26 protein-coding genes are annotated in these 26,706 nt (G+C 73.5%); 10 read left to right on the forward strand and 16 right to left on the reverse strand.

Going from position 1 to position 26,706, the window contains the following annotated elements:
* Positions 1-124: 124 nt before the first annotated feature.
* Positions 125-1,783 (reverse strand): alpha/beta fold hydrolase, encoded by a 1,659-nt coding sequence (locus BT341_RS15545; RefSeq protein ID WP_245804988.1) that lies wholly within the window; start codon positions 1,781-1,783, stop codon positions 125-127.
* A gap of 126 nt (positions 1,784-1,909) precedes the next feature.
* Positions 1,910-2,068 (reverse strand): hypothetical protein, encoded by a 159-nt coding sequence (locus tag BT341_RS45315; protein WP_177328814.1) that lies wholly within the window; start codon positions 2,066-2,068, stop codon positions 1,910-1,912.
* 119 nt (positions 2,069-2,187) lie between these two features.
* Between BT341_RS45315 and BT341_RS15550 the strand changes: the two genes are divergently transcribed.
* Positions 2,188-3,165, forward strand: a complete 978-nt coding sequence (locus BT341_RS15550; protein WP_245804989.1) for a zinc-binding dehydrogenase — start codon at positions 2,188-2,190, stop codon at positions 3,163-3,165.
* Positions 3,166-3,171: 6 nt separating this feature from the next.
* Here the strand turns inward: BT341_RS15550 and BT341_RS15555 are convergent, their stop codons facing one another.
* From BT341_RS15555 to BT341_RS15570, 5 genes are all read right to left on the reverse strand, one after another.
* Positions 3,172-4,092, reverse strand: coding sequence for a PDR/VanB family oxidoreductase (locus BT341_RS15555; protein WP_072476985.1), 921 nt, complete (start codon positions 4,090-4,092; stop codon positions 3,172-3,174).
* Complete coding sequence (locus BT341_RS44280; protein WP_143168559.1) at positions 4,092-4,250, reverse strand: hypothetical protein; 159 nt, start codon at positions 4,248-4,250, stop codon at positions 4,092-4,094. Before BT341_RS44280 ends, BT341_RS15555 begins: the two co-directional genes overlap by 1 nt.
* Positions 4,247-5,278, reverse strand: a complete 1,032-nt coding sequence (locus tag BT341_RS15560) for an aromatic ring-hydroxylating oxygenase subunit alpha (RefSeq protein WP_072476986.1) — start codon at positions 5,276-5,278, stop codon at positions 4,247-4,249. The genes BT341_RS44280 and BT341_RS15560 overlap by 4 nt, the downstream gene beginning before the upstream one ends.
* A gap of 84 nt (positions 5,279-5,362) precedes the next feature.
* Complete coding sequence (locus BT341_RS15565) at positions 5,363-6,121, reverse strand: IclR family transcriptional regulator (RefSeq protein WP_072476987.1); 759 nt, start codon at positions 6,119-6,121, stop codon at positions 5,363-5,365.
* 14 nt (positions 6,122-6,135) lie between these two features.
* Positions 6,136-7,473 (reverse strand): MFS transporter, encoded by a 1,338-nt coding sequence (locus tag BT341_RS15570; RefSeq protein ID WP_072476988.1) that lies wholly within the window; start codon positions 7,471-7,473, stop codon positions 6,136-6,138.
* A gap of 116 nt (positions 7,474-7,589) precedes the next feature.
* Between BT341_RS15570 and BT341_RS15575 the strand changes: the two genes are divergently transcribed.
* Positions 7,590-7,910 (forward strand): ArsR/SmtB family transcription factor, encoded by a 321-nt coding sequence (locus BT341_RS15575; RefSeq protein ID WP_072476989.1) that lies wholly within the window; start codon positions 7,590-7,592, stop codon positions 7,908-7,910.
* A 343-nt stretch (positions 7,911-8,253) separates the two neighbouring features.
* Here BT341_RS15575 and fabG read toward each other — a convergent pair whose 3' ends face one another.
* The 4 genes from fabG to BT341_RS15595 are packed head-to-tail and all read right to left on the reverse strand — an operon-like array spanning position 8,254 to position 11,468.
* On the reverse strand, positions 8,254-8,958 hold the full coding sequence (gene fabG, locus BT341_RS15580; protein ID WP_072476990.1) for a 3-oxoacyl-ACP reductase FabG: 705 nt from the start codon (positions 8,956-8,958) through the stop codon (positions 8,254-8,256).
* Positions 8,959-8,971: 13 nt separating this feature from the next.
* Entirely contained in the window at positions 8,972-10,195 is a 1,224-nt protein-coding gene (locus BT341_RS15585; RefSeq protein WP_177328815.1) for a beta-ketoacyl-[acyl-carrier-protein] synthase family protein, read from the reverse strand.
* Positions 10,192-10,434 carry a phosphopantetheine-binding protein gene (locus BT341_RS15590; RefSeq protein WP_072476991.1) on the reverse strand — a complete coding sequence of 81 codons (243 nt, stop codon included), beginning with the start codon at positions 10,432-10,434 and terminating at the stop codon, positions 10,192-10,194. The genes BT341_RS15585 and BT341_RS15590 overlap by 4 nt, the downstream gene beginning before the upstream one ends.
* Positions 10,435-10,466: 32 nt before the next feature.
* Complete coding sequence (locus BT341_RS15595) at positions 10,467-11,468, reverse strand: beta-ketoacyl-ACP synthase III (protein WP_245804990.1); 1,002 nt, start codon at positions 11,466-11,468, stop codon at positions 10,467-10,469.
* A 221-nt stretch (positions 11,469-11,689) separates the two neighbouring features.
* Here BT341_RS15595 and BT341_RS15600 point away from each other — a divergent pair, with 221 nt between their 5' ends.
* The 5 genes from BT341_RS15600 to BT341_RS15620 are packed head-to-tail and all read left to right on the forward strand — an operon-like array spanning position 11,690 to position 15,549.
* Positions 11,690-12,706 (forward strand): ScbA/BarX family gamma-butyrolactone biosynthesis protein, encoded by a 1,017-nt coding sequence (locus BT341_RS15600; RefSeq protein ID WP_218177734.1) that lies wholly within the window; start codon positions 11,690-11,692, stop codon positions 12,704-12,706.
* Positions 12,703-13,410 (forward strand): HAD family hydrolase, encoded by a 708-nt coding sequence (locus BT341_RS15605; protein ID WP_072476992.1) that lies wholly within the window; start codon positions 12,703-12,705, stop codon positions 13,408-13,410. The genes BT341_RS15600 and BT341_RS15605 overlap by 4 nt, the downstream gene beginning before the upstream one ends.
* A gap of 16 nt (positions 13,411-13,426) precedes the next feature.
* Positions 13,427-14,152, forward strand: coding sequence for a thiamine pyrophosphate-dependent enzyme (locus tag BT341_RS15610; RefSeq protein ID WP_072476993.1), 726 nt, complete (start codon positions 13,427-13,429; stop codon positions 14,150-14,152).
* A gap of 9 nt (positions 14,153-14,161) precedes the next feature.
* Positions 14,162-15,076, forward strand: coding sequence for a transketolase family protein (locus BT341_RS15615; RefSeq protein ID WP_245804991.1), 915 nt, complete (start codon positions 14,162-14,164; stop codon positions 15,074-15,076).
* Between the two features lie 20 nt (positions 15,077-15,096).
* Positions 15,097-15,549, forward strand: a complete 453-nt coding sequence (locus BT341_RS15620; protein WP_072476994.1) for a nuclear transport factor 2 family protein — start codon at positions 15,097-15,099, stop codon at positions 15,547-15,549.
* Between the two features lie 402 nt (positions 15,550-15,951).
* On the opposite strand, the gene BT341_RS15625 is transcribed toward BT341_RS15620, so the two are convergent.
* On the reverse strand, positions 15,952-17,178 hold the full coding sequence (locus BT341_RS15625; RefSeq protein WP_072476995.1) for an MFS transporter: 1,227 nt from the start codon (positions 17,176-17,178) through the stop codon (positions 15,952-15,954).
* Positions 17,179-17,216: 38 nt separating this feature from the next.
* Positions 17,217-18,107: an AfsR/SARP family transcriptional regulator gene (locus BT341_RS15630; protein WP_084742868.1), complete on the reverse strand. Its 891-nt coding sequence runs from the start codon at positions 18,105-18,107 to the stop codon at positions 17,217-17,219.
* A gap of 428 nt (positions 18,108-18,535) precedes the next feature.
* On the opposite strand from BT341_RS15630, the gene BT341_RS15635 reads away from it, so the two are divergent.
* Entirely contained in the window at positions 18,536-22,123 is a 3,588-nt protein-coding gene (locus tag BT341_RS15635) for a type I polyketide synthase (protein WP_084742869.1), read from the forward strand.
* A gap of 294 nt (positions 22,124-22,417) precedes the next feature.
* Entirely contained in the window at positions 22,418-23,056 is a 639-nt protein-coding gene (locus BT341_RS15640) for a TetR/AcrR family transcriptional regulator (protein WP_072476998.1), read from the forward strand.
* Here the strand turns inward: BT341_RS15640 and BT341_RS15645 are convergent.
* Positions 23,043-24,077 (reverse strand): epoxide hydrolase family protein, encoded by a 1,035-nt coding sequence (locus BT341_RS15645; RefSeq protein ID WP_072476999.1) that lies wholly within the window; start codon positions 24,075-24,077, stop codon positions 23,043-23,045. The genes BT341_RS15640 and BT341_RS15645 overlap by 14 nt on opposite strands.
* Positions 24,078-24,114: 37 nt before the next feature.
* On the opposite strand from BT341_RS15645, the gene BT341_RS15650 reads away from it, so the two are divergent.
* Positions 24,115-24,675: a helix-turn-helix domain-containing protein gene (locus tag BT341_RS15650; RefSeq protein ID WP_072477000.1), complete on the forward strand. Its 561-nt coding sequence runs from the start codon at positions 24,115-24,117 to the stop codon at positions 24,673-24,675.
* Positions 24,676-24,682: 7 nt separating this feature from the next.
* Here BT341_RS15650 and BT341_RS15655 read toward each other — a convergent pair whose 3' ends face one another.
* Together BT341_RS15655 and BT341_RS15660 are read right to left on the reverse strand one after the other, a co-directional pair.
* On the reverse strand, positions 24,683-25,342 hold the full coding sequence (locus tag BT341_RS15655) for a response regulator (RefSeq protein ID WP_072477001.1): 660 nt from the start codon (positions 25,340-25,342) through the stop codon (positions 24,683-24,685).
* Positions 25,339-26,493, reverse strand: coding sequence for a sensor histidine kinase (locus tag BT341_RS15660; protein WP_072477002.1), 1,155 nt, complete (start codon positions 26,491-26,493; stop codon positions 25,339-25,341). The genes BT341_RS15655 and BT341_RS15660 overlap by 4 nt, the downstream gene beginning before the upstream one ends.
* Positions 26,494-26,706: the final 213 nt, after the last annotated feature.

Raw genomic sequence — 26,706 nt, forward strand, 5'->3', positions numbered from 1 at the left:
CCTGACCGCTGCCGGGCCCGGTGGACAGGGTCGTCGCCGGGCCCGCCGACCCGGCGGCGGGCGCTCCTGACCGGGCTTGGCGGCGCGGGATGGAGCCATTCGGCTCCCGCGGTGGCCGGTCCCGTCAGTAAGCGCGGTTGGTGGCGCTGATCCGGTCCTGGAGCCGCTCCCGCGTGGGCGATTCCGCGTCGCGCGGGGCCGGCTCCGGCTTGCGGGTCGGCTCGCCCGCCGGGCCGTCCACCGGGTACACCGCCTTCTCGCCCGGCAGCGGCACTCCCGGGCAGATCGTCGCCGCCGGGCGGGTTCCCGTCAGGAAGTAGCCCGTCACCAGCTCGTCCACGCAGGAATTGCCGCTCACCGCGTACTGGCCGTGGAACGGCGAATCCGCCACCGAAATCATCGGGATCCCGGCCGCCCGCGCGGCCGCCTCGGCCTGTTCGTAGCCCGTCTGCGGGTCGAACTCGCCCTGCACCACCAGGATGTTCTTCGCGGCCGACGGCGGCACCGTCGGCAGCTGGTGGCGGGGCGGGTCGCTCCAGAAGCCGCACGGCTCGCTCAGCCCGTACGCCCAGCCGAACAGCGGGTAGGCCGGGCCCTGCAGATCGCTCAGCAGCTTGTACCACGCCGCCCCGCGGGTCGGTTGGTCGCCGCACGCCACCGCCAGGCGGGTGCCCGGTACGTCCTCGTAGTCCGGCTCCGGTGCGACGTCGGCGGCCGTCAGCTGGGCCGACGGGCGTCCGTACACCACGCGGGCCACCTGGTCGAGGTCGTCCGCCGTGGCCGGGGGCGTGCCCCGCACCGCTGCCATGCCCTTCGTCAGGATCAACGCGCCGACCAGCCACTGCCGCGTGCTGCCGTTGCCGACGAAGACGTGGTCGAAGTCGTCCGGTGACACGCCCTGGCTGCGGTAGTACGCGCGCACCCGCTCCCAGTTCTGCTTGACCTCCGCGGTGGTGCGGCCGAGCTGCTCCGGGAACCGGCGGGCCAGCCACGGCGCGTAGACGCGGTCGAACTGCCGCTGGTCGATCTTCGGGAACGCCTCGAACGCGGCCTGCAGGCGGCCCTCGAAGTTGACGCTCGAGTCGAGCACCATCCGCCCGGCGTGCCCGGGGAACAGCGACGCGTACTTCGCGCCCAGCCACGTGCCGTAGGAGTAGCCGAGGTAGTTCAGCTTCTCGTCGCCCAGCAGCGTGCGGATCAGGTCCATGTCGTGGGTGGTCTGCCAGGTGGTGATGAACGGCGCGAGCGCGTCGCTCTGGCAGGCCTCGGCCACGGCGCGCGGCACCCGCTGGTGCAGCGCGATGCTGCGGGCCGAGCGGTCGCGCGCGTCCAGGTCGTCCTCCGACGGCAGCCGCCCGGCCGGCACCCGGCAGACGAAACCGTCGTCGTCGGTGCCCTCCTGGCCGGTGCCGCGCGGGTCCATGCCGACGAAGTCGTAGTGCTCGTTCACGGCCGGTTCGAGACGGGCCAAAGCGCCGGCGAGCGACGTGCCCTGCCCGCCCGGCCCGCCCGGGTTCACCAGGACGGCGCCGCGCCGCTCGCCCGTCGCGGGCACGCGGCTGATCGCCACCTCGAGGTTCTTCCCGGCGGACGGCGCCGACCAGTCCCGCGGGACGGTGATCCGCGCGCACTGCGCCTTGCCGCCCTTGAACGGGCAGGCGCCCCAGCTGATCTTCTGGTCCCGGTAGGGCGCGAGCGGATCGGGCGTCGTCGCGGCGGCCGGCGCCGTCGCCGCCACCAGGACCATGACGGCCACCGCCAACCCCGCTCTGGACCCGCGCACCGCAGCTTCCTTCCTCGCCCGCCGGCCGGTGGTTCCGGGCCGGCCCGGGAACACCCAAGCACGCCGGGACGGGCGCAGGCAGCACGAAGTCCACTGTTCGCGGCCAGGATTCGCTCGATCCGGTGATCAACCGGGCGGTTCGGGCTCCCCGGCGTCGCCCTCGACGTCCTGGTTCTCCGGTTCCTCGCGGTCGGTGCCCGGCACGTCCACGTCGAGGTCGACGTCCGGGGTGCCGGGCGGCCGGGGCGCGTCCGGGGTGATGGGTCCGTTTTCGGCTTCGGTCATGGAACCGGGTTACCCGCGGGGCGGCAACTCAAGCCGGTCACCGGGGTGGCATCCGCTCCGGCGCGGCACCGGCCGAAAACGGCTTGCCGCAGTGGTTTTCGCCGTGGAACGGTGTGGCCGTGAGCAGGACGATGCGCGCCGCCGTGTGTACCGGGCCCGGTGGCCCCGACGTACTTCAGCTGCGTGAGCTGCCGATCCCCGCGGTCCGCGGCTCCTGGAGCCTGGTCCGCGTGCGGGGAGCGGGGTTGAACCGCTCGGAGCTGCGGACCCGGCAGGGCCACTCCCCGAACGTGCGGTTCCCGCGCGTGCTCGGGATCGAATGCGTGGGTGTCGTGGCCGCCGCCACCGATCCCGCGCTGCCGGAGGGCACGACCGTCGCCGCGGTGATGGGGGAGATGGGGCGCGAGTTCGACGGCGGCTACGCGGAATACGCGCTGCTGCCGAACTCCCTGCTGATGCCGGTCACCACCACCCTGCCCTGGGACGTCTTCGCCGCGCTGCCCGAGACGTACCTGACCGCCCAGGGCGCGCTGGACGCGCTCGGCGCCGGAACGGGCGAAGGCAAGCGGCTGCTGATCCGCGGCGGGACGTCGTCGGTGGGGCTGGCGGCCGCGTCGATCGCCGGCGGGCACGGCCTCGAGATCGCCGCGACGACCCGGCAGCCGGACAAGGCGGACGCGCTGACCGCGGCCGGCGTCCACCACGTCGTGCTCGACGACGGCGGGCCGCTGAGCCTCGGCGCGCTGTGGCCCGAAGGCCCGGACTACGTGCTGGACCTCGTCGGCGCCCGCACGGCGGTGGAGTCGCTGCGCCTGGTCCGCCGCGGCGGCACGGTCTGCGTGGCCGGTTCGCTCAGCGGCTGGTCGATCGCGGACTTCCAGCCGGTGGCGATGATCCCGTCCGGCACCCGCCTGACCGCCTTCCACAGCGACGACATGAAGGGCGACACGGCGGCGTTGCAGCGCATCGTCGACGAGGTCGAGGCCGGCGTGTACCGGCCGAACGTCGACCGGGTGTTCGCGCTGGCCGACATCGCCGAGGCGCACCGGTACATGGAGGACGACCGGGCCCGCGGGAAGCTGGTCGTCCTGCCCTGACCGCCGTCAGAGGTCGAGCACCAGCTTCGGGGTGCACGAGCGCGACACGCAGATCATCATCACGTCCCCGTCCCGCCGTTCCGCGGCGGTGAGCACGGAGTCGCGGTGGTCCGGGGTGCCGGCGAGCACGCCGGTTTCGCACGTCCCGCACGTGCCTTCGCGACACGACGAGAGCACGGTGACGCCGGCTTCCTCGGCCACCTCGAGGATCGAGCGGTCCGCGGGCACGCGCAGCACGCGGCCCGATCCGGCCAGCTCGACCTCGAACGCCGTGTGCTCGCCGGTGTCGGCCAGCGGGCTGAACCGCTCGACGTGCAGGGCGTCCGCCGGCCAGCCGGCGCAGTGCTGTTCCACCGCGGCCAGCAGCGGTTCCGGGCCGCAGCAGTACACCGCGGTGTCCGGCCGCGGCTCCGCCAGCAGCGCCGGGAGGTCGAGCAGCCCCTCCTGGATCGTCACCCGGTCGCCGTGGCGGCGCAGCTCGGCGGTGAACGCCATCGCCGAGCGCGTCCGGCCGCCGTAGACGAGCTGCCAGTCGCGGCCCGTTTCCGCGGCCCGGTCGAGCATCGGCAGGATCGGCGTGATGCCGATGCCGCCGGCGAGGAACAGGTAGCGCTTGGCGTCGACGAGCGCGAAGTGGTTGCGCGGGCCGTCCACCTGCACTCGTTGCCCGGCAACGAGATCGTCGTGGACGTACGCCGATCCGCCGCGGCCGCCGGGCTCGCGCAGCACGGCGATCCGGTACGCCGGCCGGTCCCCGGGCCGTCCGCACAGCGAGTACTGCCGGACGAAGCCGCCGGGCAGCACGAGGTCGATGTGCGCGCCCGGTTCCCACGCGGGCAGCGCGCGCCCGTCCGGCGCACGGAGCGTCACCCCGACGACGTCGTCGGCGAGCTTTTCCTTGTGGTCCACCAGGAGTTCGAGAGTCATCAGTGTCCTTCGGGGTGCGCGAGCAGCCATTCCCACAACGGCACCGGGTCGTCGAACTCCCGCTCGGCGCCGCAGTGGCAGACCGCGCGCAGCCGGTCGGTGCCGAGCACCCAGTGGATCCGGTAGACGCGGTCGCCGGTCAGCATCGGCCGCGTCACGACGTGACCAGCCGCTGCAGCAGCCGCCGGGCCGCCAGCCCGCCGGTGTCGATGTTGATCGACAGCTCCTGGTAGCCGTCCGGTTCGGCGGCGATCACCCGCTCCAGGACGTCGAGGGCTTCGACGTCCTGCAGGACCACGGTGCGGTTGTTCTCCGCGAGGAAGGCCGACACGCCTTCGTCGTCGAGCGCGAAATCCCGGGCCACGGCCCAGAAGTCGTGGGTCGAGTGCTCGGTCTCCGGCGTGATCGCGTAGACCACCTCGACGTGGAAGGCGTCCGGGTCGGTGCCGTCCGGGTTGGGCACGGACCCGACCGGCGCGATGCGGCTGTGCAGCTTGTACAGGCACGGCGGCGTGTACTCGATGTCCTGCCAGCGGGTGATCCGGCCCTGCAGGCCGGTGGACTTGGCGTAGAACGGCGGGCACGCCGCGTCGGCCATGTGCCGGGACACGTAGACGATCCCGGCCTCGTCGTCGACCTCGGTCGTGATCGGGGTTTCGGCGACTTCCGGCGTGCCGATGTAGCCGCCGTGCAGGTAGGTCTCGTGGGACAGGTCCAGGAGGTTGTCGACCAGCAGCGAAAACCGCGCCCGCAACGGTTCCATGCCGGCGACCGTCGTGTAGCCGGGGGAGTCGAGGTAGGGCGCCCGCGGGATCCTGGCCGCGTCCGCCTTCTCGGGGTCGCCGATGAACACCCAGACGAACGAATCCTGCTCCACCAGCGGGTAGCGCCGCAGCCGCGCGGTCCGCGGCACCCGTGCCTGGCCCGGCACGGACACGCACTTGCCGTCGGCGCCGTAGGTGAAGCCGTGGTAGCCGCAGACGACCTGGTCGTCGACGAGCCGGGAAGGGGCCTGGGACAACGGGAAGCGCCGGTGGACGCAGCGGTCGGCCACCGCGGTGACCTCGCCGCCGCGGGTCCGCCAGAACAGGATCGGCTCGCCGCAGATCGTGCGGCTGAACAGGTCCGGGCCGATTTCGGAGCCGTAGGCGGCGACGTACCACTGGTCGCGGGGAATGGCGCTCATGTGCTCGTCCTCTCGTGGCGGGGACCACAGCGTGCGGGAACGCGGGGCCGCCGGCGAAGGGCGTTTCCATAAGATGGAAGGTGGTCAGCCGAGTGCGCGGGAGATCGCGCGGGCGCTCGTCATGACCAGCGGGGCCAGCATGTGCGGCGACGCGCTGCCGTGGTGCACCACGAGCGACACGGCGGCGACGACCTGGCCGCGGGCGTCGTGGATCGGCGCGCCGACGGAAAGGCTGTCGAGGGTCACCTGGCGCTCGCTGATGGAGAACCCGTGCGTGCGGACGTCGGCCAGCATGCGCCGCAGCCGGCCGGGGTCGGTGACGGTCTCGGACGTGTACCGCTCGATCGGGCCGGCGAGGACGTCCTCCTGCACCTCGGCCGGGGCGTGGGCGAGCAGGACGAGCCCGACCCCGGTCGCGGTCAGCGCGAACCGCCCGCCGACGCGGGTCAGCACCGGGACGGCCCCGGTGCCGGCGATCCGTTCGATGTAGACGACTTCGGTGCCTTCGCGGACGGCGAGCTGCACGTTCTCGCGGGTGGTCTGGGACAGGTCCTCGAGGAACGGCAGGGCCCGTTCCCGCAGGCCGAGCCCGCGCGGCGCGAGCGAACCGAGCTCCCACAGGCGCAGCCCGACGCGGTAGACGCCCGCTTCGTCACGCTCGAGGGCGCCCCACTCGCAGAACTCCCGCAGCACGCGGTGCGCGGTGGCGGACGGCAGCCCGGCGCGGCGGGCGATCTCGCTCAGCCGCAACGCCGGCCGGTCCGGCGAGAAGGCTCCGAGCACGCGCAGGGCGCGCCCGAGCACGGGCCCGGTGGCCCCGGGAGGGCGTCCTCGCTGCGGCACGCCACCGAGCGTAGCTAAGCGCGCGAGCCGGGCTTCGCGAGCCAGAAGCCGGTGAACACCGCGGTGACCAGGGTGACGACGCCGGCCACGACGAACGCGGTGCCGAGCCCGGTTCCGAACGACGCGCCGCCGGACTCCCGCGCGCGGACGACCGCGCCGAGCACCGCGACGCCGAGCACCGCGCCGATCTGCCGGGTGGTGCTGCTGACCCCGGACGCGAGCCCGCCCTCCTGCGGACTGACCGCCTGGATGGCGGCCCCGGTCAGCGGGGACATCGTCAACGCGAACCCGGCACCGGCGACGGCCAGCCGCCACCACACGTTCCCGTAGGCGGTGCCGGCGTCCGCGAAGCCCAGCGCCAGCAACCCCAGCCCGGCCAGCGCCAGCCCGGTGGTGACCACGACCCGGAAGCCGTACCGGGCGGCGAGCCGTCCCGCGAAGGGGCTGACGACGACCATGGCCAGCGACGCGGGCAAGGTCTGCAGCCCGGCGCGCAGGACCGAGCTGCCCTGGACGTCGACGAAGAACTGCGAGAAGAAGAACGACGTCCCCATGAGGGCGAAGCCGACGACGACCATGGCGGTGTTGGACACGGTGAACAGCCGTCGCCGGAACAGCCGCAGCGGCAGCATCGGCGCCGGGCGGCGTCCTTCGACGACCACGAAAGCGGCGAGCACCACGACCGCGACGGCGAAGCTGCCCAGGATCACCGGCGACGTCCAGCCGCGCGAACCGCCTTCGATCAGCCCGTAGGTCAGGGCGCCCACGCCGAGGACGGACAGGACCGTGCCGGGGACGTCGATCGGCGGCGCGGCGTCGTTGCGGGACTCGCTCAAGGCGGTCCGGCCGGCCAGGAGCAGCAGCGCGCCGACGGGCACGTTGACGAGGAAGATGGCCGGCCAGCCGAAGGCGTCCACCAGGATGCCGCCGGCCACCGGCCCAGCGGCCAGGCCGATCCCGCTGAACCCGGCCCACAGGCCGATCGCCTTGACCCGCTCCCGAGCGCCGGGATGGGCGACGGCGAGCAGCGCCAGCGACGCGGGACTCAGCGCCGCGGCCCCGACGCCTTGCAGGACGCGCCCGGCGATCAGCCAGCCGATCGACGGCGCGGCGGCGCAGACCACGGACGCGGCGGTGAACACCGCGACCCCGCCGAGGAACACGCGCTTGCGGCCGAAGCGGTCGGCGAAGACCCCGCCGGAGAGCAGCAGCATGGCGACGAGCAGCACGTAGGCGTCGACGATCCACTGCAGACCGCTCAGTTCGGTGTGCAGCCGCTGCCGCATGTCGGGCAGCGCCGCCCCGACGATGGTGCTGTCGAGCAGCACCATGAACTGCCCGAGGCACGTCATGGCGAGCAACGTCCGGCTCGCCGTGGGTTCTCTCGTGGCCCTGTATTCCGATCGCGTCACACCGGCAAGATAGTTCGATAATCCCGAAATGTCGAATGGTTGGGTAGGATGGGGTCATGCGACCGCTACCGCAGCCCGCCCGCGAAGCGATGACACTGGCCCCGGTGCTGCACGCACTCGGCGACCCGGTCCGCCTGGAGCTGACGCGCCGGGCGAAGGACCACCCGGAGTCGACGTGCGCGGCACTGGCGGAGGGGCTCGAGGTACCGCTGTCGACGCTGACGAACCACTGGCGAATCCTGCGCGAGGCGGGAGTGATCACGATGACGGTCGACGGCCGCCACCGCCGCATCCGGGTGCGCGCCGACGAGCTGGGGGAACGGTTTCCCGGGGTACTGGAGCCGATCCTGCGGGTGGCGGAGGAGGAGCCGCTGTAGTCCAGGAGCAGGCGCGGTTCGGGGCTCGCCTGCTGGGCAGCACGCGCTGGGTTGGCCTCGTCGGGCCGCGCCCGCCGGGCTACCCGCGCCGGTGGGACTCGGGCCACGCCTGCTGCGCTGCTTGCGTCGGTTTGCCCCGCCCGGCCCGGCCGCCCCGCCGAACCCGCGCGGACTCCCGCACCTCCGTCGATCCCCCCCGCACCGCAAGGGCCCGCCCCCGGGACGGGCCCTCCGGCGCTCAGTTGTACCCGCGCACGATCACCTCATCGCCCCACGAGGACGCCTCCTCGCCTCGCTCCTCATCGGAACCCGGGGCAGCTTCCCGCGTTTCCATGCCTCCTCCTCAAAGCCCCATGCCGAGGCCGCCGCCGACGGGGAGTACCGCTCCCGTTATGTAGCTCGCCGCCGGGGAGGCCAGGAAGCGGATGGCCGCCGCCACCTCCTCCGCGGTGCCCGTCCGGCCCAGTGGGGTCATCCGCATCAAATCCGCCATGCGGGGGCCCGGCAGCGGCTTCGTCATGTCCGTGTCGATGATGCCCGGGGCGACCACGTTGACCGTGATGCCGCGGCCGCCCACCTCCCACGCCAGCGAACGGGCCAGGCCCGCCAGGCCGGCCTTGCTCGCCGCGTAGTTCGTCTGGCCCGGCGCACCGAGGAACGCCAGCGCCGACGACAGCAGCACCACCCGGCCCGTGCGGGCAAGCAACATTCCGCGGATCGCCGCGCGGACCGTGCGGTACGCGCCCGTCAGGTTGGTCGCCAGTACCTCCTCGAACCGCTCCGGCGGCATCGCCGGCAGCAGCGTGTCGGCCGTGATGCCCGCGTTGGCCACCAGGACCTCGATCGGGCCGTGCTCGGCTTCGGCCTTCTCCACCGCCCGCTCCAGGTCGCCGTCCACCGTGACGTCGGCGTGGATGCCCAGCACGCCCGGTGGCGCGCTGCCCGAACGGTGCGTGATCGCGACCTTCTCGCCGTCGTCGGCGAAGGCGCGGGCGGTGGCCAGGCCGATGCCGCGGCCGCCGCCGGTGATCAGGACGGACCGGCTCATGCGCTGCTCCTCTCTATGCCCGGGTGAGCACCAGGGCGGCGTTGTGCCCGCCGAACCCCATCGACGTGCTCACCGCGACGTCGATCGGGCCCGTGCGGGCGCGGCCGTGGACGACGTCCAGGTCGATCTCCGGGTCCTGCTGCTCGAGGTTCGCCGTCGGCGGGATCTCGCCGTGCTGGACCGCCAGCGCCGTGTACGCGGCTTCGATCGCGCCGGCGGCCGCGAGCGTGTGCCCGGTGACGCCCTTGGTCGACGTCACCGCCGCGCCGTCGCCCAGCACCCGCCGCAGCATCCGTGCCTCGACGACGTCGTTCATCGGCGTCGCCGTGCCGTGGGCGTTGACGTGACCGACCGCCGACGGTTCGACGTCCGCGTCCGCCAGCGCTTCCCGCAGCGCGCGCTCGATCCCGGCGCCCTCGGGGTCCGGGGCGGTGGCGTGGTGCGCGTCGCACGTCGCGCCGTAGCCGCGGACCAAGGCGCGGGCGCGGTCACCGGCGTCCTCCGCCCGCTCCAGGACGAGGACGCCGGCACCCTCGGCGGCGACGAACCCGTCGCGGCCGGCGTCGAACGGGCGGCTGGCCGTTTCCGGCGTGTCGCACCGCTTCGACAGCGCGCCCATCTTGTGCAGCCCCGCCACGACGGTCGGGGTGAGCGCCGCTTCGCCCGCTCCGGCCAGCACGATGTCGCACCGGCCCGAGCGCAGCAGGTCCCGCGCCGTCCCGACGGCCATCGCGCCGGACGCGCACGCCGCCGCGACGACCAGGTTCACGCCCCGGGCGCCGCAGTCGATCGCCACCTGGCCGGACACCATGTTCGGCAGGTACTTCGGCACCGCGAGCGGCGACACCAGGCCCGGACCGTCGTCGCGCAGGGCCCGGTGCTGCTCCTCGAACGTCTCGGCCCCGCCGAGCGAGTTCCCGAGGACCACGCCGACGCGCGGCGCGTCCCAGTCCCGCGGGTCCCACCCGGCGTCGGCGACCGCCTCGCGGGCGGCCAGGACGGCGAGCTGGACGAACCGGTCGAGCTGCCAGCCGGCGAAGCCGCCGAGCAGCTCGTCCGGGTCGAAGTCCGGGACCCGGCAGGAGAAGTCCGCCGGCATCCCCTTCAGCGCCGGGTCCGGCGCCGCGCACGGGGTGGCCGCCCGGATCCGGTCCCAGTTGGCCTCGACGCCGATCCCGGCCGGGGTGACCAGCCCCAGGCCGGTGATCGCGACGTCGGCGGTCGGCGCGTGCGTCATCGGACCGCGGCCTCCTTGAGCTCGACCAGCTCGGCGGCCCCGGCGATGGTGTGCTCCCCGGTGAGCTCACCCTCGGCGAGCCGGACGCCGAACCGCTTCTCCAGCAACAGGCTCAGCTCGATCAGCACGAGCGAGTCGAACGACAGGTCTTCGAACGTCACGTCGGAGGCCAGCGCCTCCGGCTTCACGCGCAGCTTCTCGACCAGCAGCGTGCGGATCTGTTCTTCGGTGGTGGACATGGGTTTCCTCCTTCGGGTGAGTGGTTTCCGCCTCAGGCGAGGGTGAGGTCGGGCCAGACGAGCCCGGCCGAGCCCCAGGTGAGCCCGCCGCCGAACCCGGCGAGCACGACGCGCTGGCCCGGGCGCAGGTCGCCGTCCGCGACGCCGTCGCCGAGCGCCAGCGGCACCGAGGCGGCGACGGTGTTGCCGACGCGGTCGATGTTCGCGACGAACCGGTCGGCGGGGATGCCGAGCCGGGCCGCGACGGCGGCCAGGATCCGGGCGTTGGCCTGGTGCAGCACGACGCGGTCGACGTCGTCGGTGCGCCACCGCAGGCGCCGGGCCGTGGCCTCGACCGACTCGCTCATCCGGCGCACGGCTTCGGCGAAGACCGGACGGCCGCGCATCGCGAAGTATTCCTCGCCCGGCGCCGCGGGACGGCCGGTCGACCGCTGCCGCGAGCCGCCGGCGGGGACTTCGATCAGTTCGCTGCGGCTGCCGTCGCTGCCGAGCGTCAGCCCGCCGATCGCGCCCGGTTCGCCGGGCTCGCCCGCGCGCAGCAGCACGGCGCCGGCGCCGTCGCCGAAGATCGCGCGCGTGGTGCGGTCGGCCGGGTCGAGGATGGTCGAGAACGCGTCGGCGCCGATGGCCAGCACGGTGTCCGCGGTGCCGGTGGCGATGAGCCCGGCCGCCGTGGCCAGTGCGTAGACGAAACCGGTGCACACGGCCGCGACGTCGAACGCGGCGACCTCCGGCAGGCCCAGCCGGGCGGCGACCTCCGGCGCGGTGGCCGGGCACGGCCGGTCCGGGGTGCTGGTCGCGACGACCACGGCGTCGGCGTGGTCGGTCCCGGCCGACTTGAGCGCCCGGCGGCCCGCTTCGACGGCGAGGTCGCCGGTGGCTTCGCCCGGCTCGACGACGTACCGGACGCGGATCCCGGTGCGGGTGCGGATCCACTCGTCGGTGGTGTCCAGCTGCCCGGCGAGGTCGGCGTTGGTGACCTCGGTGGCGGGCAGCCACGACCCGAGTCCGCACAGCACCGCGGCCGGGGTCACCGGCCCGCCTCGCGGTGTTCGCAGGGTGTCATGGCAGCTCCTTTTCGCGGAAGTTCGTTCGCTGTCACCGGAACCCATGTTCGGCGGCCCGCCTCCGCCGGCCCTAACGCCGCGCTCGCGGACGGCGGAGTAGTGCCCGGCGAGCGTCGCGTGACCGGCACCGGAGCGCGCCGGGTGAGAGTGGAATCCGTTCACGCACAGACATCCGTGAGGAGAGACCGGTGACAGAACTGGCCGAACGGACCGGAGTCCGTCCGGCGGTGGCCGATCCCGCCACCGCCATCTCCCGCCTCGGCTTCGACCGCACGGTCGCCCGGGGGGAGGTGCACCGGGAAGCGCTGTCCGAGGTGTTCCTGACCGACAGCGTCCGGGTCGACGCGTCGCGGTTCGTCGCCGCGGCCCGGCTGCCGGCGTCGCACGCGTACTACGGCGACCACACCGGCGGGACGCCGATCGACCCGCTGCTGCTGCTGGAATGCTGCCGGCAGGCCGAAACGCACGCGGTGCACGCGCACTTCGGCGCCCCGCGCGGCACGAAGTTCGTGCTGCAGTCGTGGTCGCTGAGCCTGCACCCGCTGCCCGCGGGTGTCCACATCGGACCCGCCGAGGTGGTGATGTCGGCGCGCACCGACGAAGCCGTGTGGCGGGACGGCGAGCTGCGGGCGCTGCGCTACCGCATGCAGGTCTACGTGGCCGGCCGGCACGCGGCCGACGTCGTGATGCGCGTGCAGTACGTGCCCGACGAGCTGTACCGGCTGATGCGCGGCCGAAACCGCGACGGACGGCTGCCGTCTTCGGCGGACTTCCGCGCCGACCCGCCCGACGTGGCGCCCGGGCTCGTCGGGCGGACCCGGCCGGAGAACGTGGTCCTGACCGGCCCGCGCGTCGGCGCCGACCGCGTCGCGGCCCGGCTGCGGATCGACGGCGGCCACCCCAGCCTCTTCGACCACGCCCAGGACCACGTGCCGGGGATGGTGCTGATGGAGGCGGGACGGCAGCTCGCCGTCCTCACCGCGCACACCGTCCACGGCATCCCGGCCGACGCGGTGGAGGTGACCGGCCTCGCCGCGTCCTTCGGCGCCTACGCCGAGCTGGACGCCCCGATCACCGTCTCGGCCGACGGCGCGGCGGTGGGCTCGGACCTGCTGGTCAGCTTCGAGCAGGAGGGCCGGGTGCTCGTCGAAGCGGGCTTCACCTGCCTGCCCCGGAACCGGACAACCGACGAAGGAGAGAAATGACCGAGTTCGGCAAGATCAAGCTCATCGCCCTGGACACCGACGGGGTGCTGTTCAACGACACCTACAGCCCGGTGATCGAGCGTTTCGTGCGCCGGCACGGCGGGGAGTACACCGCGGAGCTGGAACGCCACGTGTGGGGGTCGCCGCAGCTGGCGGCCGGGCAGTACATGGCGCTCGCCTGCCGGCTCCCGTACTCGGCGAACGACGTCATGAAGGACTTCTTCGCCGAGCGCGACCGCTACCTCGCCGAGCACCCGGTGCGCGTCGCGCCCGGCGCCGAGGACCTGCTCAAGACGCTGGCCGGCACCGGCGTGCGCGTCACCAGCTACGGCGGGCGCGGCAAGGAGTACTCCTTCGACCGCTTCCTCGGCCACCTCGAGCAGTACTTCGACGCCGAGACGCCCTACGTGGACGTCAACCCGTTCCGCCCGGGGGTCAAGGAGATCGTCACCGACATCTTCGGCTACGACTACGACGAGGTCGTGTTCGTCGACGACATCAACCGGGTCGCGGAGGCGGCGAAGGCGTTCGGCGCGGGCTTCGTCGGCATCCCGGCGAGCATGCCGCACAACTTCCAGCGCGCGCAGATGGCCGAGACCGGCGTGCGCTACCAGCTGGACAAGATCGACGCGGTGGATCTCCCGCTGCTGCGCGAGGTGGACCGCCACCTGGCCGACGGCACGCTGTGGGACCTGTCCGCCTGACCACCACGGAGGCACCATGACGACCGAGACACTCACCCGCCCGGTCGGCAGCGGCTTCGAGCGCCTGGACGCGCTGATGGCGCTGATGACCGGGGACGAGAAGCACGCGCCATCCTCGACGTCCACTTTGGACGTGCTGTGGGTGCTGCACGACCGGATCCTGCGGGTCAGCCCGGACCGCGTCGACGACGAGGAACGGGACCGGTTCTTCCTCTCCAAGGGCCATGGCCCGATGGCCTACTACGCGGTGCTCGCCGCCAAGGGCTTCCTGGAGCCGGAGACGCTCGCGGGCTACGGCGACTGGGACTGCCCGCTCGGCTACCACCCCGACCGGACGCTCGTGCCGGGCGTCGAGATGGCCAGCGGCTCGCTCGGCCACGGCCTGCCCCTGGCCGTCGGCACCGCGCTGGGGCTGCGCGCCCGCGGTCTCGACCGGCCGCAGATCTGGGTGCTCGTCGGCGACGCGGAGCTCGACGAGGGCGCCAACCACGAGGCGATCGCCTTCGCCGGGCGCGCCGGGCTCGACCGGCTCCACGTCGTCGTCATCGACAACGACTCGGCGACCATCGACTGGCCCGGCGGGGTCGAGACCCGGTTCGCCGTCGAGGGCTGGTCGACGCGGCGGGTGGACGGCCGCGACCACGTCGCGCTGGAGGCGGCGTTCACCGAACCGCACTTCGGGCGGCCGCACGTGGTCGTCGCCGAAGTCGAACGCAAGGACGGCCGGCCCCGGCGCCGGTGAGGAGGCGAAATGGTACTGACCTGGGAACAGCGGTTCGCCGACATCAACGCCATGCGGGCGCGCTTCGCCGCCGTGATCGACGACCTGGTCACCGAGGACCCGCGCGTCGCCGCGGTATTCGCCGACATCACGTGGGACAAGCTGCCGGAGTCCGCGCGCAGCCACCCGCGGTTCGTCAACGTCGGCATCCGCGAGCAGCTGATGATCGACGTCGCGGGCGGCCTGGCGATGGCCGGGCTGCGCCCGATCGCGCACACGTTCGCGAGCTTCCTGGTGGAGCGGCCGTTCGAGCAGATCAAGATCGGGCTCAACCACCAGGACGTCGGCGCGGTGCTGGTCAGCGCGGGCGCGTCCTACGACCTGGCGGTGGACGGGCGCACCCACGAGGCACCCGGCGACGTGGCGCTGCTGAGCACGCTGCCGGACTGGACGATCAGCGTGCCCGGCCACGCCGACGAGGCCGAGGCGATGCTGCGCGCCGCGGCCGGCCGGTCGGACCTGGAATACATCCGCCTGTCGACCGACACGAACGCGAAGGCGTACTGGCGCGGCGAAGACGGGTTCACGGTGCTGCGCCGCGGCCGTGAAGGCACGGTCGTGGCGGTGGGGCCGCTGGCCGACCCGGTGCTGGCCGCGACGGCCGGGATGGACGTCACCGTGCTGTACGCGCCGCGCGTGCGGCCGTTCGACCGGGAGACGCTGCGGAAGACGTTGTCCAGCCCGGACGTCGCGCTGGTGGAGCCGTACCTGACGGGCACGTCGGCGGCGGAGGTCGGCGCGGCCCTGGAGGACGTCCCGCACCGGCTGCTGAGCATCGGCGTGCCGGCGAAGGAGCTGCGCCGGTACGGAACGCCGCAGGAGCACGCCGCCGCGTACGGGCTGGACGCCAAGGGCCTGCGCGAGCGGCTGGCCCGGTTCTTCTGATCCTCGGAAAGGATTCTGTCGTGCGACACACCGATGTCGCCCGCGAGGAGATCGCCGAGCTGCTCGGCGATCTTTTCGCGGGTTTCGAAAGCCGTGACTGGAATCGGCTGGCGCAGCTGGTCGGCGAGAAGGTACACCTGGACCACACGTCCCTCGGCGCGCCGGCGGCGGAGGAGCTGACGGGCGCGGAACTCGTCGCCCGCTGGCGCCGGGGGCTGCACGAGCGCAAGAAGAACTTCCACCTGCTGAGCCACCCGCGCATCAAGGTGGACGGCGGCCACGCGGAGGTGGCGGTGAACTGCTACGCGTGCAACATCCTGGACGCCGGACTGGGCGGCGGAGTGTGGGAGTGCTGGGGCCGCCACGACATAGCGTGGCACCACACGGAGAAGGGCTGGAAGGCAACGAGCTTCGTGTTCACGAAGGCCCACACACGCGGCGACGACCGGATCCACACGCACACGCTGGACTGAGCAGGGCAAGGCCCTCCCGGACCACCCGGCCCGGGAGGGCCTTTTGCATGCCCGGCCCCAAGCGCCCCAATGTGGCCTTGGGTGCGTGTGACGCACCGAAGGGCGCCTTGGGTGCGTGTGACGCGCCGAAGGGCGCCTTGGGTGCGTGGGACGCACCGAGGGGCGCCTTGGGTGCGTGGACGCACCGAGGGCCGCTTTGGGTGCGTGGGACGCACCGAAGGGCGCCTTGGGTGCGTGTGACGCACCGAAGGGCGCCTTGGGTGCGTGGGACGCACCCAAGGCCGCCTTGGGGCGCTCGGGGCGGTGGGCCGCGACTCCGTCTGGGCGCAGGAGAAGGCTGGGCGCGCGAAAGGCCGCCTCCGGAGGCAGAACACTCCGGAGGCGGCCTTGCTCAGTCCTGGACTACCGGGCCGCGGCCTGCTCCGACCGCGACCGCACGAGCGTCCGCTGGGCCGCGCGTTCGCCGCTGCTCGCGAACAGCCAGACCAGCAGGCCCAGCACCGCGAACCCCGCGCCCGCCCAGCAGGCGCCGTACCAGCCGGTCGCCTCGAACGCCTGGCCCGACACGTACGAACCCGCCACGCCGCCGATCGCGAACGACGTCATGTAGCCGCTCGCGATGCGGGCGCGGGCCTGCTGGTCGACCTCGTACACCACGCTCTGGTTGGTCACGTGCACCGCCTGGATCGCCGCGTCCATCACCACCGCGCCGGCCACCAGCAGCAGGATGCTGGACCGGCCGAGCGCGAGGATGCCGAACGACACCGCCAGCACGGCGAGCGCGACGCCGCTGGACTGCCAGCGCCAGTGGCGGTACCGGTCGATCAGCCTGCCGCCGCCGGAGGCCACCAGCGCGCCCGCCACGCCGGACAGCGCGAACAGGCCGATGCCGACCTGCGAGTAGTGGTACGGCGGGCCGGCCAGCAGGAACGTCACGCTCGTCCAGAACGCCGTGAACGCGGCCATCACGCAGGCGCCGATCGCGCAGCGGGACCGCATGATCGACGACCGGCGGAACTGGGCCAGCACCGACGCCACCTGGGCCGGGTACCGGGTGCGCAGCGCCGGCTGGTCGCCGTGGACCGCGCCGCGCACCACCACCGTCGCCGCGGCCATGAGGACCGCCGCCACGACGTACACCGCGCGCCAGCCGCCGGCCGCCGCGATCAGGCTCGCCACCGTCCGCGACATCAGGATGCCGAACAGGACCCCGCCCATGATCACGCCGAGCACGCGGCCGCGGGAGGCGTCGTCGGCCAGGGTGGCCGCGTACGCGCTGATGATCGGGATGGCCGTCGCGCCGATGCCGACGAAGACGGCCAGCGCGGCCAGCGTCGGCGCGTTCGGGGCGAGCGCACTGCCCGCGAGAGCGAGCGTGTTCGTCACGAACAGCGCGGTGAGCAGGTTCCGGCGCCGGACGATGTCCGCCGCGGGCACGATGAACAGCAGCCCGATCGCGGTGCCGACCTGGCCGGTGGTGACCAAGAGCGAGACGCCCGCCGTCGAGGCGTGCAGCTCTTCGGCGATCCGGTCGAGCAGCGGCTGGGCGTAGTAGGCGTTGGCGGTGGTGACCCCGCAGATCACGGAGAACAGCAGGGCCAGTCGCGTGGGCACCGCTTTGTCCGACATGGTTCACACCGTCCTTTCCGGACTCCGGAGGTTTCCGCTCACGCCGCACCCGCCTTCGTCAGCGGGGCGTTGGCCTGCCAGGGGATGTCGTCGAGCCGGACGGGGTCGGCGGGGGAGTCGAGCATGACCTTCCGGTGCAGCGACTGCAGCCGGCGCGACGGCTCGATGCCGAGGTTGTCGTGCAGGCTCCGGCGCAGGTTCCGGAACACCGACAGCGCCGCGTCGCGGCGCCCGGTCATGTGCAGCGCGAACATCAGGCTCGCGTGCAGCGACTCGTCGTACTCGTCCAGCGGGATCAGCGCGCGCAGCTCGCCGATGAGGCTCGCGTACCGGCGCAGCTTCAGGTCGAGCATGACGCGGCGCATCAGGATCGACTTGTTCTCCTCCAGCAGGCGCACGATCTGGGCGTAGAGCACCGGCCCCGGGATGAGGTCCCCGAGCGGGGAGCCCTGCCAGAGGTCGAGCGCTTCCTGCAGTTTCGCCGACGCCCCGGCCGCGTCGCCGCGGGCTTCCAGCTCGTCCGCTTCGGCGACGAGCTCCCGCTGGCGCCGCAGATCCGACCGGTCGAGCGTGACGTCGAGCCGGTAGCCCGCCGGCTCGGTGCGCAGCAGCCGCTTGACGGCCGGGCCGCACCCGTCTTCGCCGAGCGCGGCGGCCAGCTTCTTGCGGATCTGCAGGACGCAGTTCTGGATGGCGTTGGCGGCGTTGCGCGGCGGCTCCTCCCACAGCTCGCGTTCGATGGTGCCCGACTGGACCACCCGGCCCTCGTTGAGCACCAGCAACGCCAGCAGCTGCTTGGCCTTCATCGCGGCGGGCACGATCGAGACGCCGCCGATCTCGACGTCGAACGAACCGAGCACGGTAGCCCGTGCCGGGTGCGGGACGAGCCCGCCCCTCGGGCGGCTCGGTACGGCGGTGGCCGTGGTCATGCGTGCGTTCCCTCCCTGACTTGCTCGTCCGGGCGCTGGGCGCGTCCGCTCCGGCCGCTGGTCGGCGAATACCCCGCCACGGCGCCGGGCACGCGAGGTTCACCTGGCCGGAGGTCCGGGGCTCCCGCGGCGGCGGTCCCCCAGGTGCGGTCATCCGGTGACCACGCCTTCGAAGCTACCAGTGATCAAGATTGTACTCAAGTACAACTTTGGGGTGGTGCAGATCACCATCCGTGCCGTCACGGCTGTCGGACGGGTGCTTTGTGCGTCTTCCGCACCATTCGATTCGCCGAAACGGGGGAATAGCGGCGGGAATCGCCACCACGCCGCCGGTCGTCCGTTCGGCGAGCGGGCGGCTGCCGTTGTTAGCGTGTATTCCGGGCCGCCGTGCGGCCCGCGGAAACCGGACACTCGACTTGGGGGAGTAAATGTCCAGTCCCGAACGCGCTGCCGCGCCGATCGGCGTCGTGGGAATGGCCTGCCGCCTGCCGGGCGCGGACTCCGTGGCCGAACTCTGGCGGCTGCTGGAGCGAAACGCCGACACCGTCACCGAGGTCCCCGCCGACCGGTTCGACGTCGCGGCGCATTGCTCCGAAACACCCGTGCCGGGCAAGACCAATTCCCGGTTCGGCGGCTTCCTTCGCGATATCCGTGGTTTCGACGCCGGATTCTTCCGGATATCGCCGCGGGAGGCGAATCTGATGGATCCGCAGCAGCGGCTGCTGCTGCAGGTGGTCTGGGAAGCGCTGGAGGACGCCGGGATTCCGCCGTCGGCACTGGCCGGTTCGGCGACCGGCGTGTTCGTCGGCCAGGCGACGGCCGACTACGCCGCGGTCACCGGGGCGCAGTCCGGGTCGGACGTCCTCGGCATGACCGGCAGCGTGCTGCGCGCCGTCACCGCCGGCCGGGTCTCGCACGCCTTCGACTTCCGCGGCCCGAGCCTGGTCGTCGACACGGCGTGCTCGTCGTCCCTGGTGGCGGTGCACCAGGCCCGGCTGAGCCTGCTCACCGGCGAAAGCGACGTCGCCGTCGTCGCGGGGACGAACGTCGTGCTGAGCCCCGCGGACGCGATCAGCTACGCGCAGGGCGAAATGCTTTCGCCCGACGGCCGCTGCAAGTTCGGCGCCGCGCGCCCGGACGGCTTCGTCCGCAGCGAAGGGGTCGTGGCGATGGTGCTCAAGCGCGCCGGCGACGCCCGCCGCGACGGCGACCGCGTCCGGGCGGTGCTGCTCGGCAGCGCCGTCACCAACGACGGCGACGCCGACGGGCTGATGCTGAAGCCCGCGAAGGCCGGGCAGTGCGCGGTGCTCCGGACGGCCTGCCGCGCCGCCGGGATCGAGCCCGCGGACCTCGACTACGTCGAAGCGCACGGCACCGGCACCGAGGCCGGCGACGCGACCGAGCTGGCGGCGCTCGCCGAGGTGCGGGCCGGGGCGGACGTCCCGCTGCGCGTCGGCTCGGTCAAGTCCAACCTCGGCCACACCGAGGCCGCGGCGGGGCTGGCGGGCCTGGTCAAGGCGGTGCTCGTCGCCGAGCACGGGACGATCCCGGCGTCCCTGCACGGCGACCGGGCCACCGTGCGCGCCCGGCACCCCGAACTGGACCTCGTCACGGAGAACGAGCCACTGCGTCCCCGCGGCGAGCACGCGCGCATCGGCGTCAGCTCCTTCGGGATCTCCGGCACGAACGCCCACGTGGTCCTCGCCGGTGTCGATCCGGCGGAGCCCGCCCACGCGGCGTCCGGCCCGCAGCTGCTGGTGCTGTCCGCGAAGTCGGAGAAGTCCTTGTCCGCCTTGGCCTCCGCCTATGCGGACTTTCTCGCCGGTCCGGGTAAGCGCTATCCACTGGCCGGCATCTGCCACGCGGCCGCGCTGGGCCGCGACGCGCTCGAACACCGGCTCTGGGCCGTCGGCGAGACCCACGAAGAGCTTGCCGCGCAGCTGCGGGCGTGCGCACGCGGCGAGCTCACCGCCGGGGCGGGGCGGCAGCGGGCCGCCCGCGCGCCGCGCACCGGGTTCGTCTTCTCCGGTCAGGGCGGCCAGTGGGCGGGCATGGGACGGCGGCTGCTGGAAACGGCGCCGGAGTTCCGCGCGGCGATGCGCCGCTGCGACGACGCCGTGCGCGCCGAGCTGGGCTGGTCGGTCCTGGACCGGCTGCGCGACCCGCGTCCCGGGGACCTGTCGCGGGTCCAGGTGGCCCAGCCGGTGTTGTGGGCGTTCGAAACCGCGCTGGCCGACCTGCTGCGGGCGCGGGGTGTCGAGCCGGACCTGTGCCTCGGCCACAGCATGGGCGAAGCGGCCGCGGCGTACGCCTCGGGCGCGCTGTCGCGGACCGGCTCCGCCGCGGTGATCTGCCGCCGCAGCAGCCTGATGACGCAGGTCTCGGGCGCCGGGCGGATGCTGGCCGTCGAGCTGCCCGCCGACGCGGCCGCGGAGCTGACGAAGGACGAGCAGGCGGTCTGCGTCGCCGCCGAGAACGCGCCACGGGCGACGGTGCTCTCCGGCGAGGCGGCGGCGATCGAGCGGGTCGCGGCCCGGTGCGACGACCGGGGTGTGTTCGCCCGTCCGGTGCAGGTCGACGTCGCGTCCCACTCGCCGCTGATGGACGAGCTGCTCCCGGAACTGCGCGGCGCGCTCGACGACGTCGAGCCGGCGCCGGAAGCGACCACGACGCTGTTCTCGACCGTGCGCGCCCGCCCGGTCGCGAGCGCCGAGCTGACGGCAGGCTACTGGGCCGACAACCTCCGCGCGCCGGTGCGGCTGGCGTCCGCGGTCACCGAAGTGGCCGCGGCGGGTCCGTGCGTGCTGGTCGAGCTGAGCCCGCATCCGGTGCTGCTGGGCGCGCTGCGCGACTGCCTCGGCGAGCATCCGGAGTCGGCCGCCGTCGCCACGCTCTCCCGCCGGGAGCCGGAGGACGTGGCGCTGCTCAAGGCGGTGGGGGCGGTCTTCGCCGCGGGCGGCGCGGTCGACTGGACACGGTTCCACGGCGGCGGCCCGCGCCCGCACGTGCCGCTCCCGCACTACCGCTGGGACACGACCGAGCACTGGGCGCCGGTGGCGCCGTCGCGCTCGGAGCGCCGCACGGTCACCCTCGGCGAGCTGGGCATCCTCGAAGCCTGCCGGGAGACCGAAGTGGCCGGTGTCAGGCCGGTGCCCGCGGCCGCCTACCTCGAGGCGGCGTTCCACCTCACGGGCGCATCGGCATTGCGAGATCTGCGTTTCTCAGGTGACTCACTGTCCTGTGTGGACGGTGATGTCACGGTCGAGGGACACGTCGCCGCCCCGGGTTTCGCGCTGACGGCGACCGGTCCGGACGGGACGGCCTGCCAGGTCACCGGCTTGCTCGCGGGGCCGACGGCCGTCCCCGCGGACAGCGCGCTGGACGCGGCGCTGGGCGAGTGCCCGGAGTTCCTGCCCGGCGACCGGTTCGAGCGGCTGGCCGCCCGCCGCGGCTACCGGTTCACGATGGGCTCCGGCGTGCGACGGCTGTGGCGCGGCGACGGTGTCGTCGTCGCCCAGCACGGGCCGGCGTCCCGCTTTGGCGCGCTGGAAGGCGCGTTGCGGACGCTGCCGGCGGTGTGGCCGGAGACGTCGTATGCGATCACGGGCGTCGGCGAAGTCGTCGCGGGAGAGCTGCCGGAGGGCGAGTTCTGGACGGTCGCGCGCTTCGGCGAGCGGTCGCAGCTGCGGGTCCTGCACCCGGACGGCCGGGTCGCGGCCACGCTGGACGGCGTCGAGTTCGTCCCGGTGGCGGCGGTCGCGGCACCGGCGGGTGACGTCCGCGAGGTGTTCGTCCGGTCGCTGGCGCAGGTGCTGGGCACGCCGCCGGCGTCGGTGGACCTGCGGCGTCCGCTGCGCGACCTGGGCCTGGACTCGATCATGGCCACGCAGCTGCGACGGGCCGTGAGCGCGGCGACGGGCGTGTCGGTGACGGCGGCGGAGCTGCTGGAGCCGGTGAGCGCGGAGGAGCTGCTGGCCCGCCTGGCGGCCGAGCCCGGGCACCGGAACGCCGCGTGAGGCCGGTGCTGGAGCCGCCGGCCGGTGCTGATCCGGTGCGGGCTGCCGGCGCCGGTGCTGGGCGCGGCCCAGCCGGCTGACGAGCTGTGGCCCGGTGGCCGGTCCAGCCGGGGCGCGGCTCCGCCGGCGGTGGAGCCACTGCCCCGCTCGGCCACCGAGCCCGGCCACCGGAACGCGGCGTCACAACGCTGTCCGGTTCAGGAAGTTTGCGCACCGTTGCGCTACTGAGAGTCAAACTTGTACGCTAGTACAGCGAGAGGAGTTCCAGGCCCACGACGAGGAGATCCCGACGTGATGACGACCGAGGCGGCCGGGCAGGCTCCGCTCGGCCGCCGGGAGCGGCACAAGCGCGCGGCGAAGCTGCGGTTGTACACCAGCGCGCTCGAACTGTTCACCGAACGCGGCTACGAGAAGACGACGGTCGAGGACATCACCGAGCGCGCCGACGTCGGCCGTGGCACGTTCTTCAACCACTTCCGCCGCAAGGAAGACCTCGTGTCGCTCTGGGGCGAGCAGCGGCGGGATCACCTCAACGAGCACCTCGCGCGCAGCCGGGCGGCCCAGCGGCCCGCCGGTGTGGTCGAGGAGCTCGAGTATTGCATGCGCGCGCTCGCCGCGATGAACGAGACCGAGTGGGCGCGCACCCGAACCATGCTGCTCGCGTGGGTCAAGGCGGGCCGCCCGGTCCTCGAGGAGCCGCACGCGGCGGACATCTTCGCGGACATCGTCGCGACCGGCATCGAGCACGGCGAAATCGCCCCGGACGTCGATGCCCGCCGCGTCGGCAACCTGCTCCGGGACGCCTACCTCGGCACGCTCTACCGCTGGGCCCAGTTCGAGGAGCCGCCGGGCCCGCTGGCCGACGAGCTGATCGCGATCCTCTCGGTCATCCTGCGCGGCATCCTGCCCGCCGGGCGCGTCAGCCCAGCTTGACCGCCCGCCGCACGTCGGCGGCGTACGCCTCGGGCTCTTCCCAGGCCGCGAAATGGCCGCCGCGCGGGTGTTCGACGTACTCGGCGACGTTCAGGAACGCCTCGGCGTAGCTGCGCGGCTCGGGTTTCGTGTCGTGCGGGAACACCGAAAGCACGGCCGGTGTCTCGATCCGGTCCGGCAGCGTGGCCGGTTCGGCGTAGGTGGCGAACGACGTGCCGATCGTGCCGGTGACCCAGTACGCGGTGATCCAGGTGAGCAGCTCGTCCGCGGTGAAGGCGCCTTCGCCGGACCAGGACACGAGTTTCTCGGCGAGCCACGCCGCGAGCCCGGCGGGCGAGTCGCCGAGGGCGACGGCGAGCGTGTTCGGCCGCGTCGACTGCTGGGCGATGTACCCGCCCTCCGCCCGGAACCAGCGCGCCGCCCGGTCGAGGTAGGCCACCGCGTCGGGCGCGAGCGTCGCCGGGTCCGCCGTGAAAGCGTGCTGCGGCGCGACGTTCGTGAGATGCAGGGCGGCGACGCGGTCCGGGTGCCCGGCCGCGAGGACTTCCGCGACGGCGCCGCCCACGTCGCCGCCCGAGAGCGTGTAGCGCGCGTAGCCGAGTTCGCCGAGCGCGTCCGCGACGATCCCGGCGATCCGGTCGACCGACATGCCGGGCGTGGTGAGCGGTGCCGCGAACGGGAAGCCCGGCAGCGCGGGCACCACCACGTGCACGTCGGTGAGCAGCGGCAGCACGCGCTCGAACCGCAGCACCGAGTCCGGCCAGCCGTGCAGCAGCACGACGGCCGGCGCGCCGGGATCCGCGGCCCGCTGGTGGATCACCCGCAGCTCGGTGCCGCCGGCCGGCACCGTCGTCCAGGGCAGCGCGCGGATCCTCCGCTCGTGCGTGTCCCAGTCGTACCCGTCCGCCCAGCGCGCGAGGAGCGCGTCGAGGTCGGCGCCGCCGATGCCGCGCGTCGGGTCGTCCGGCCAGGGTGTCGGGACTCGCCGCGTCCGCTGAAGTCTTTCCCTCAGGTCCGTCATGTGTATCAGCGTACACATGATGTGTATGCTCGTACACATGACTTCGCGCAACGCCGCCGCCACCCGCCAGCGGATCCTGGAGCAGGCCCGGCGGCAGTTCGCCCGGCACGGGTTCGCCGCGTGCACCGTCAAGGGCGTGGCCGACGCGGCCGGCGTGTCGCCGAACCTGATCACGCGCTATTTCGGCGGCAAGGACGGCTTGTTCCTGGCGGCGACCCAGGTGGAGATCCCGGTCGCGGACTCCTTCGACGGCGACCGCTCGGCGCTGGGAGCGCGGCTCGCCGCGAGCATCGTCCGGCGCTGGTCCGGCGCACCGGGGGAGGACCCCCTGCTCGTGCTGCAACGCGCGTCCGGTGAACGCCCCGAAGCGGCGGAGGCGCTGGCGGCGTTCCTCGACACGAACTCACTGGAGCCACTGCACCGCTACCTGCGCGACAGCGGATTGGACGACGCGCAGGCCCGTGACCGGGCGGCGGCGATCGACGCGTTCGTGCTCGGCGTCTCCACCCGCCGCCGGGTCCTGCGTTCCGAACCCGGCGATCCCGCCGCGCTCGAGGCCTGGCTGAGCGCCACCATCCAGCGTCTGGCCGACGGCTGAGCCGCGCTCAGGTCACCAGCCCGCGGCGGTAGGCGTAGACGACGGCCTGGACGCGGTCGCGCAGGTCGAGCTTGGTGAGGATGCGGGAGACGTAGGTCTTCACGGTTTCCTGGCTGATCACCAGGTGCGCGGCGATCTCGCTGTTGGAGCGGCCGTCGGCGATCAGGCGCAGGACCTCCAGCTCGCGCGGAGTCAGCGGCGACTCGCCGTCCGTGTCGTCCGCCGGGCGGATCCGCGCGGCGTAGCGGCCGACGAGCTGACGCGTCACTTCGGGCGCCAGCAAGGCGGCCCCGGTGGCGACGGTCCGGATGCCGTGCAGCAGCTGCCCCGGCGGGGCGTCCTTGAGCAGGAACCCGCTGGCGCCGGCGCGCAGCGCTTCGTAGACGTACTCGTCGAGGTTGAACGTGGTCACCACGAGCACTTTCACCGGTTCGGCCACCCCGGCGCCGGCGAGCAGGCGGGTGGCTTCGATGCCGTCGAGGACCGGCATCCGCACGTCCATCACGACGACGTCGGGGCGCAGGCGCCCGGCGAGTTCCACGGCGGCGCGTCCGTCGCCGCACTCGCCGACCACCTCCATGTCCGGCTGGGCGTCGATGATCGTGGTGAACCCGGTGCGGATGAGCGCCTGGTCGTCGCAGACCAGGACCCGCGTCGGCGCGGTCACGACGCGCCGCCCGCGGGAATGCGCGCCCGCACGAGGAACCCGCCGTCGTCCCGCGCGCCGGCGGTGAATTCGCCGCCGAGCACGCCGACGCGGTCGCGCAGCCCGGCCAGGCCCCGCCCGCTCCCGCCGACCCCCGTGGTCCGCGCCCCGGCGCCGTCCGTCCCGACCTCCACCGTGATCTCCCCTCCGCCGTGTCGCACGTGGACAGTCGTGCGGCTGCCGTGCGCGTACTTGAGCGCGTTCGTCAGAGCTTCTTGCACGACGCGGTAAGCCGTCGCTTCGGCGCTGCCGGTTTCCTCCGCCGGGGCGCCTTCTTCGGTGAACTCCACCGGCTGGCCGGCTTGCCGCGTCCGCGCCACGAGGGCGTGCAGATCGCCGGCGGACGGGCTGCGCGGCTCGGCGTGGTGCTCGGGGTTGAGCAGGTCGAGCAGGTGCCGCAGGTCCGCGATGGCGCGCCGGCCGGAGTCGGTGATGGCGGACAGGGCCTGGTCGAGCCGTTCCGGCGAGCTCGTCAGGTAGCGGGCGGCTTCGGTCTGGACGACCATCGCGGTGACGTGGTGGGTCACGACGTCGTGGAGTTCGCGGGCGATGCGGGTGCGTTCGGCGGTCCGGGTGGTCTCGGCGACGTGCCGCCGCCGCTCGGCCTCGGCCGCGCGCGACTGCCGCAGCCAGGCGCCGATGCCCCAGGCGAGCGCCAAGGCGAGGAAGAAGGTGACGAACCCGGTAAGGCCTTCGGAGGCACCCGCCCGCGCGAGGACGACGGCCAGCGCGACATAGGCGGCCGAAGCGACGGCGACGGTGGGCCACCGGAACCGTTCGAGGTGCGCGCCGGTGCTGATCAGCGCGATGGGCAGCACGGTCCCGGCGGCGGTGTGGTAGCCGAGGAGCTGGTCGAGCGCGAAGCCGAGCGCGACGAGCCCGAGACTGACGACAGGCCACCGCCGCCGGAGGATGAGGGGCAGGCATTCGAGGGTGACCACGGCGACGGCGAGCGCGTCCATGGGCCGGGTGGGCACATCGCCGAGCTGCGTGCCGTTGTTGCGCAGCGCGGGCAGCAGCGAAGCGAGGGCGAAGGCGAGCGCGAGCGGGGCGTCCCGGACCGTGACGTCGAACCGCCGCCACCGGTCGGTGAAGCGCCGGAGGTCGATCACGCCGAGGAGGGTAGCGGTCTGGCGGGGGTACCGAGGACAGCGGGGGCGGCGACCGGCCCGAGTGCGCGCGGGCGTGGCCGCGGTGGGTCGGACCGGAGTGCCGGGCGCGGGCGAGCCGGTCGCCCGCGCCCGGCCGCGGGCGTTGCGGTGGCAGCGCAGCAGTCGGGCCCTTCGCCAGGACGAGCCGCTGCCGCAACCAGCGCCGAGTCGGTC

Origin of the sequence: Amycolatopsis australiensis, assembly GCF_900119165.1 — a bacterium.
Classification (GTDB): domain Bacteria; phylum Actinomycetota; class Actinomycetes; order Mycobacteriales; family Pseudonocardiaceae; genus Amycolatopsis; species Amycolatopsis australiensis.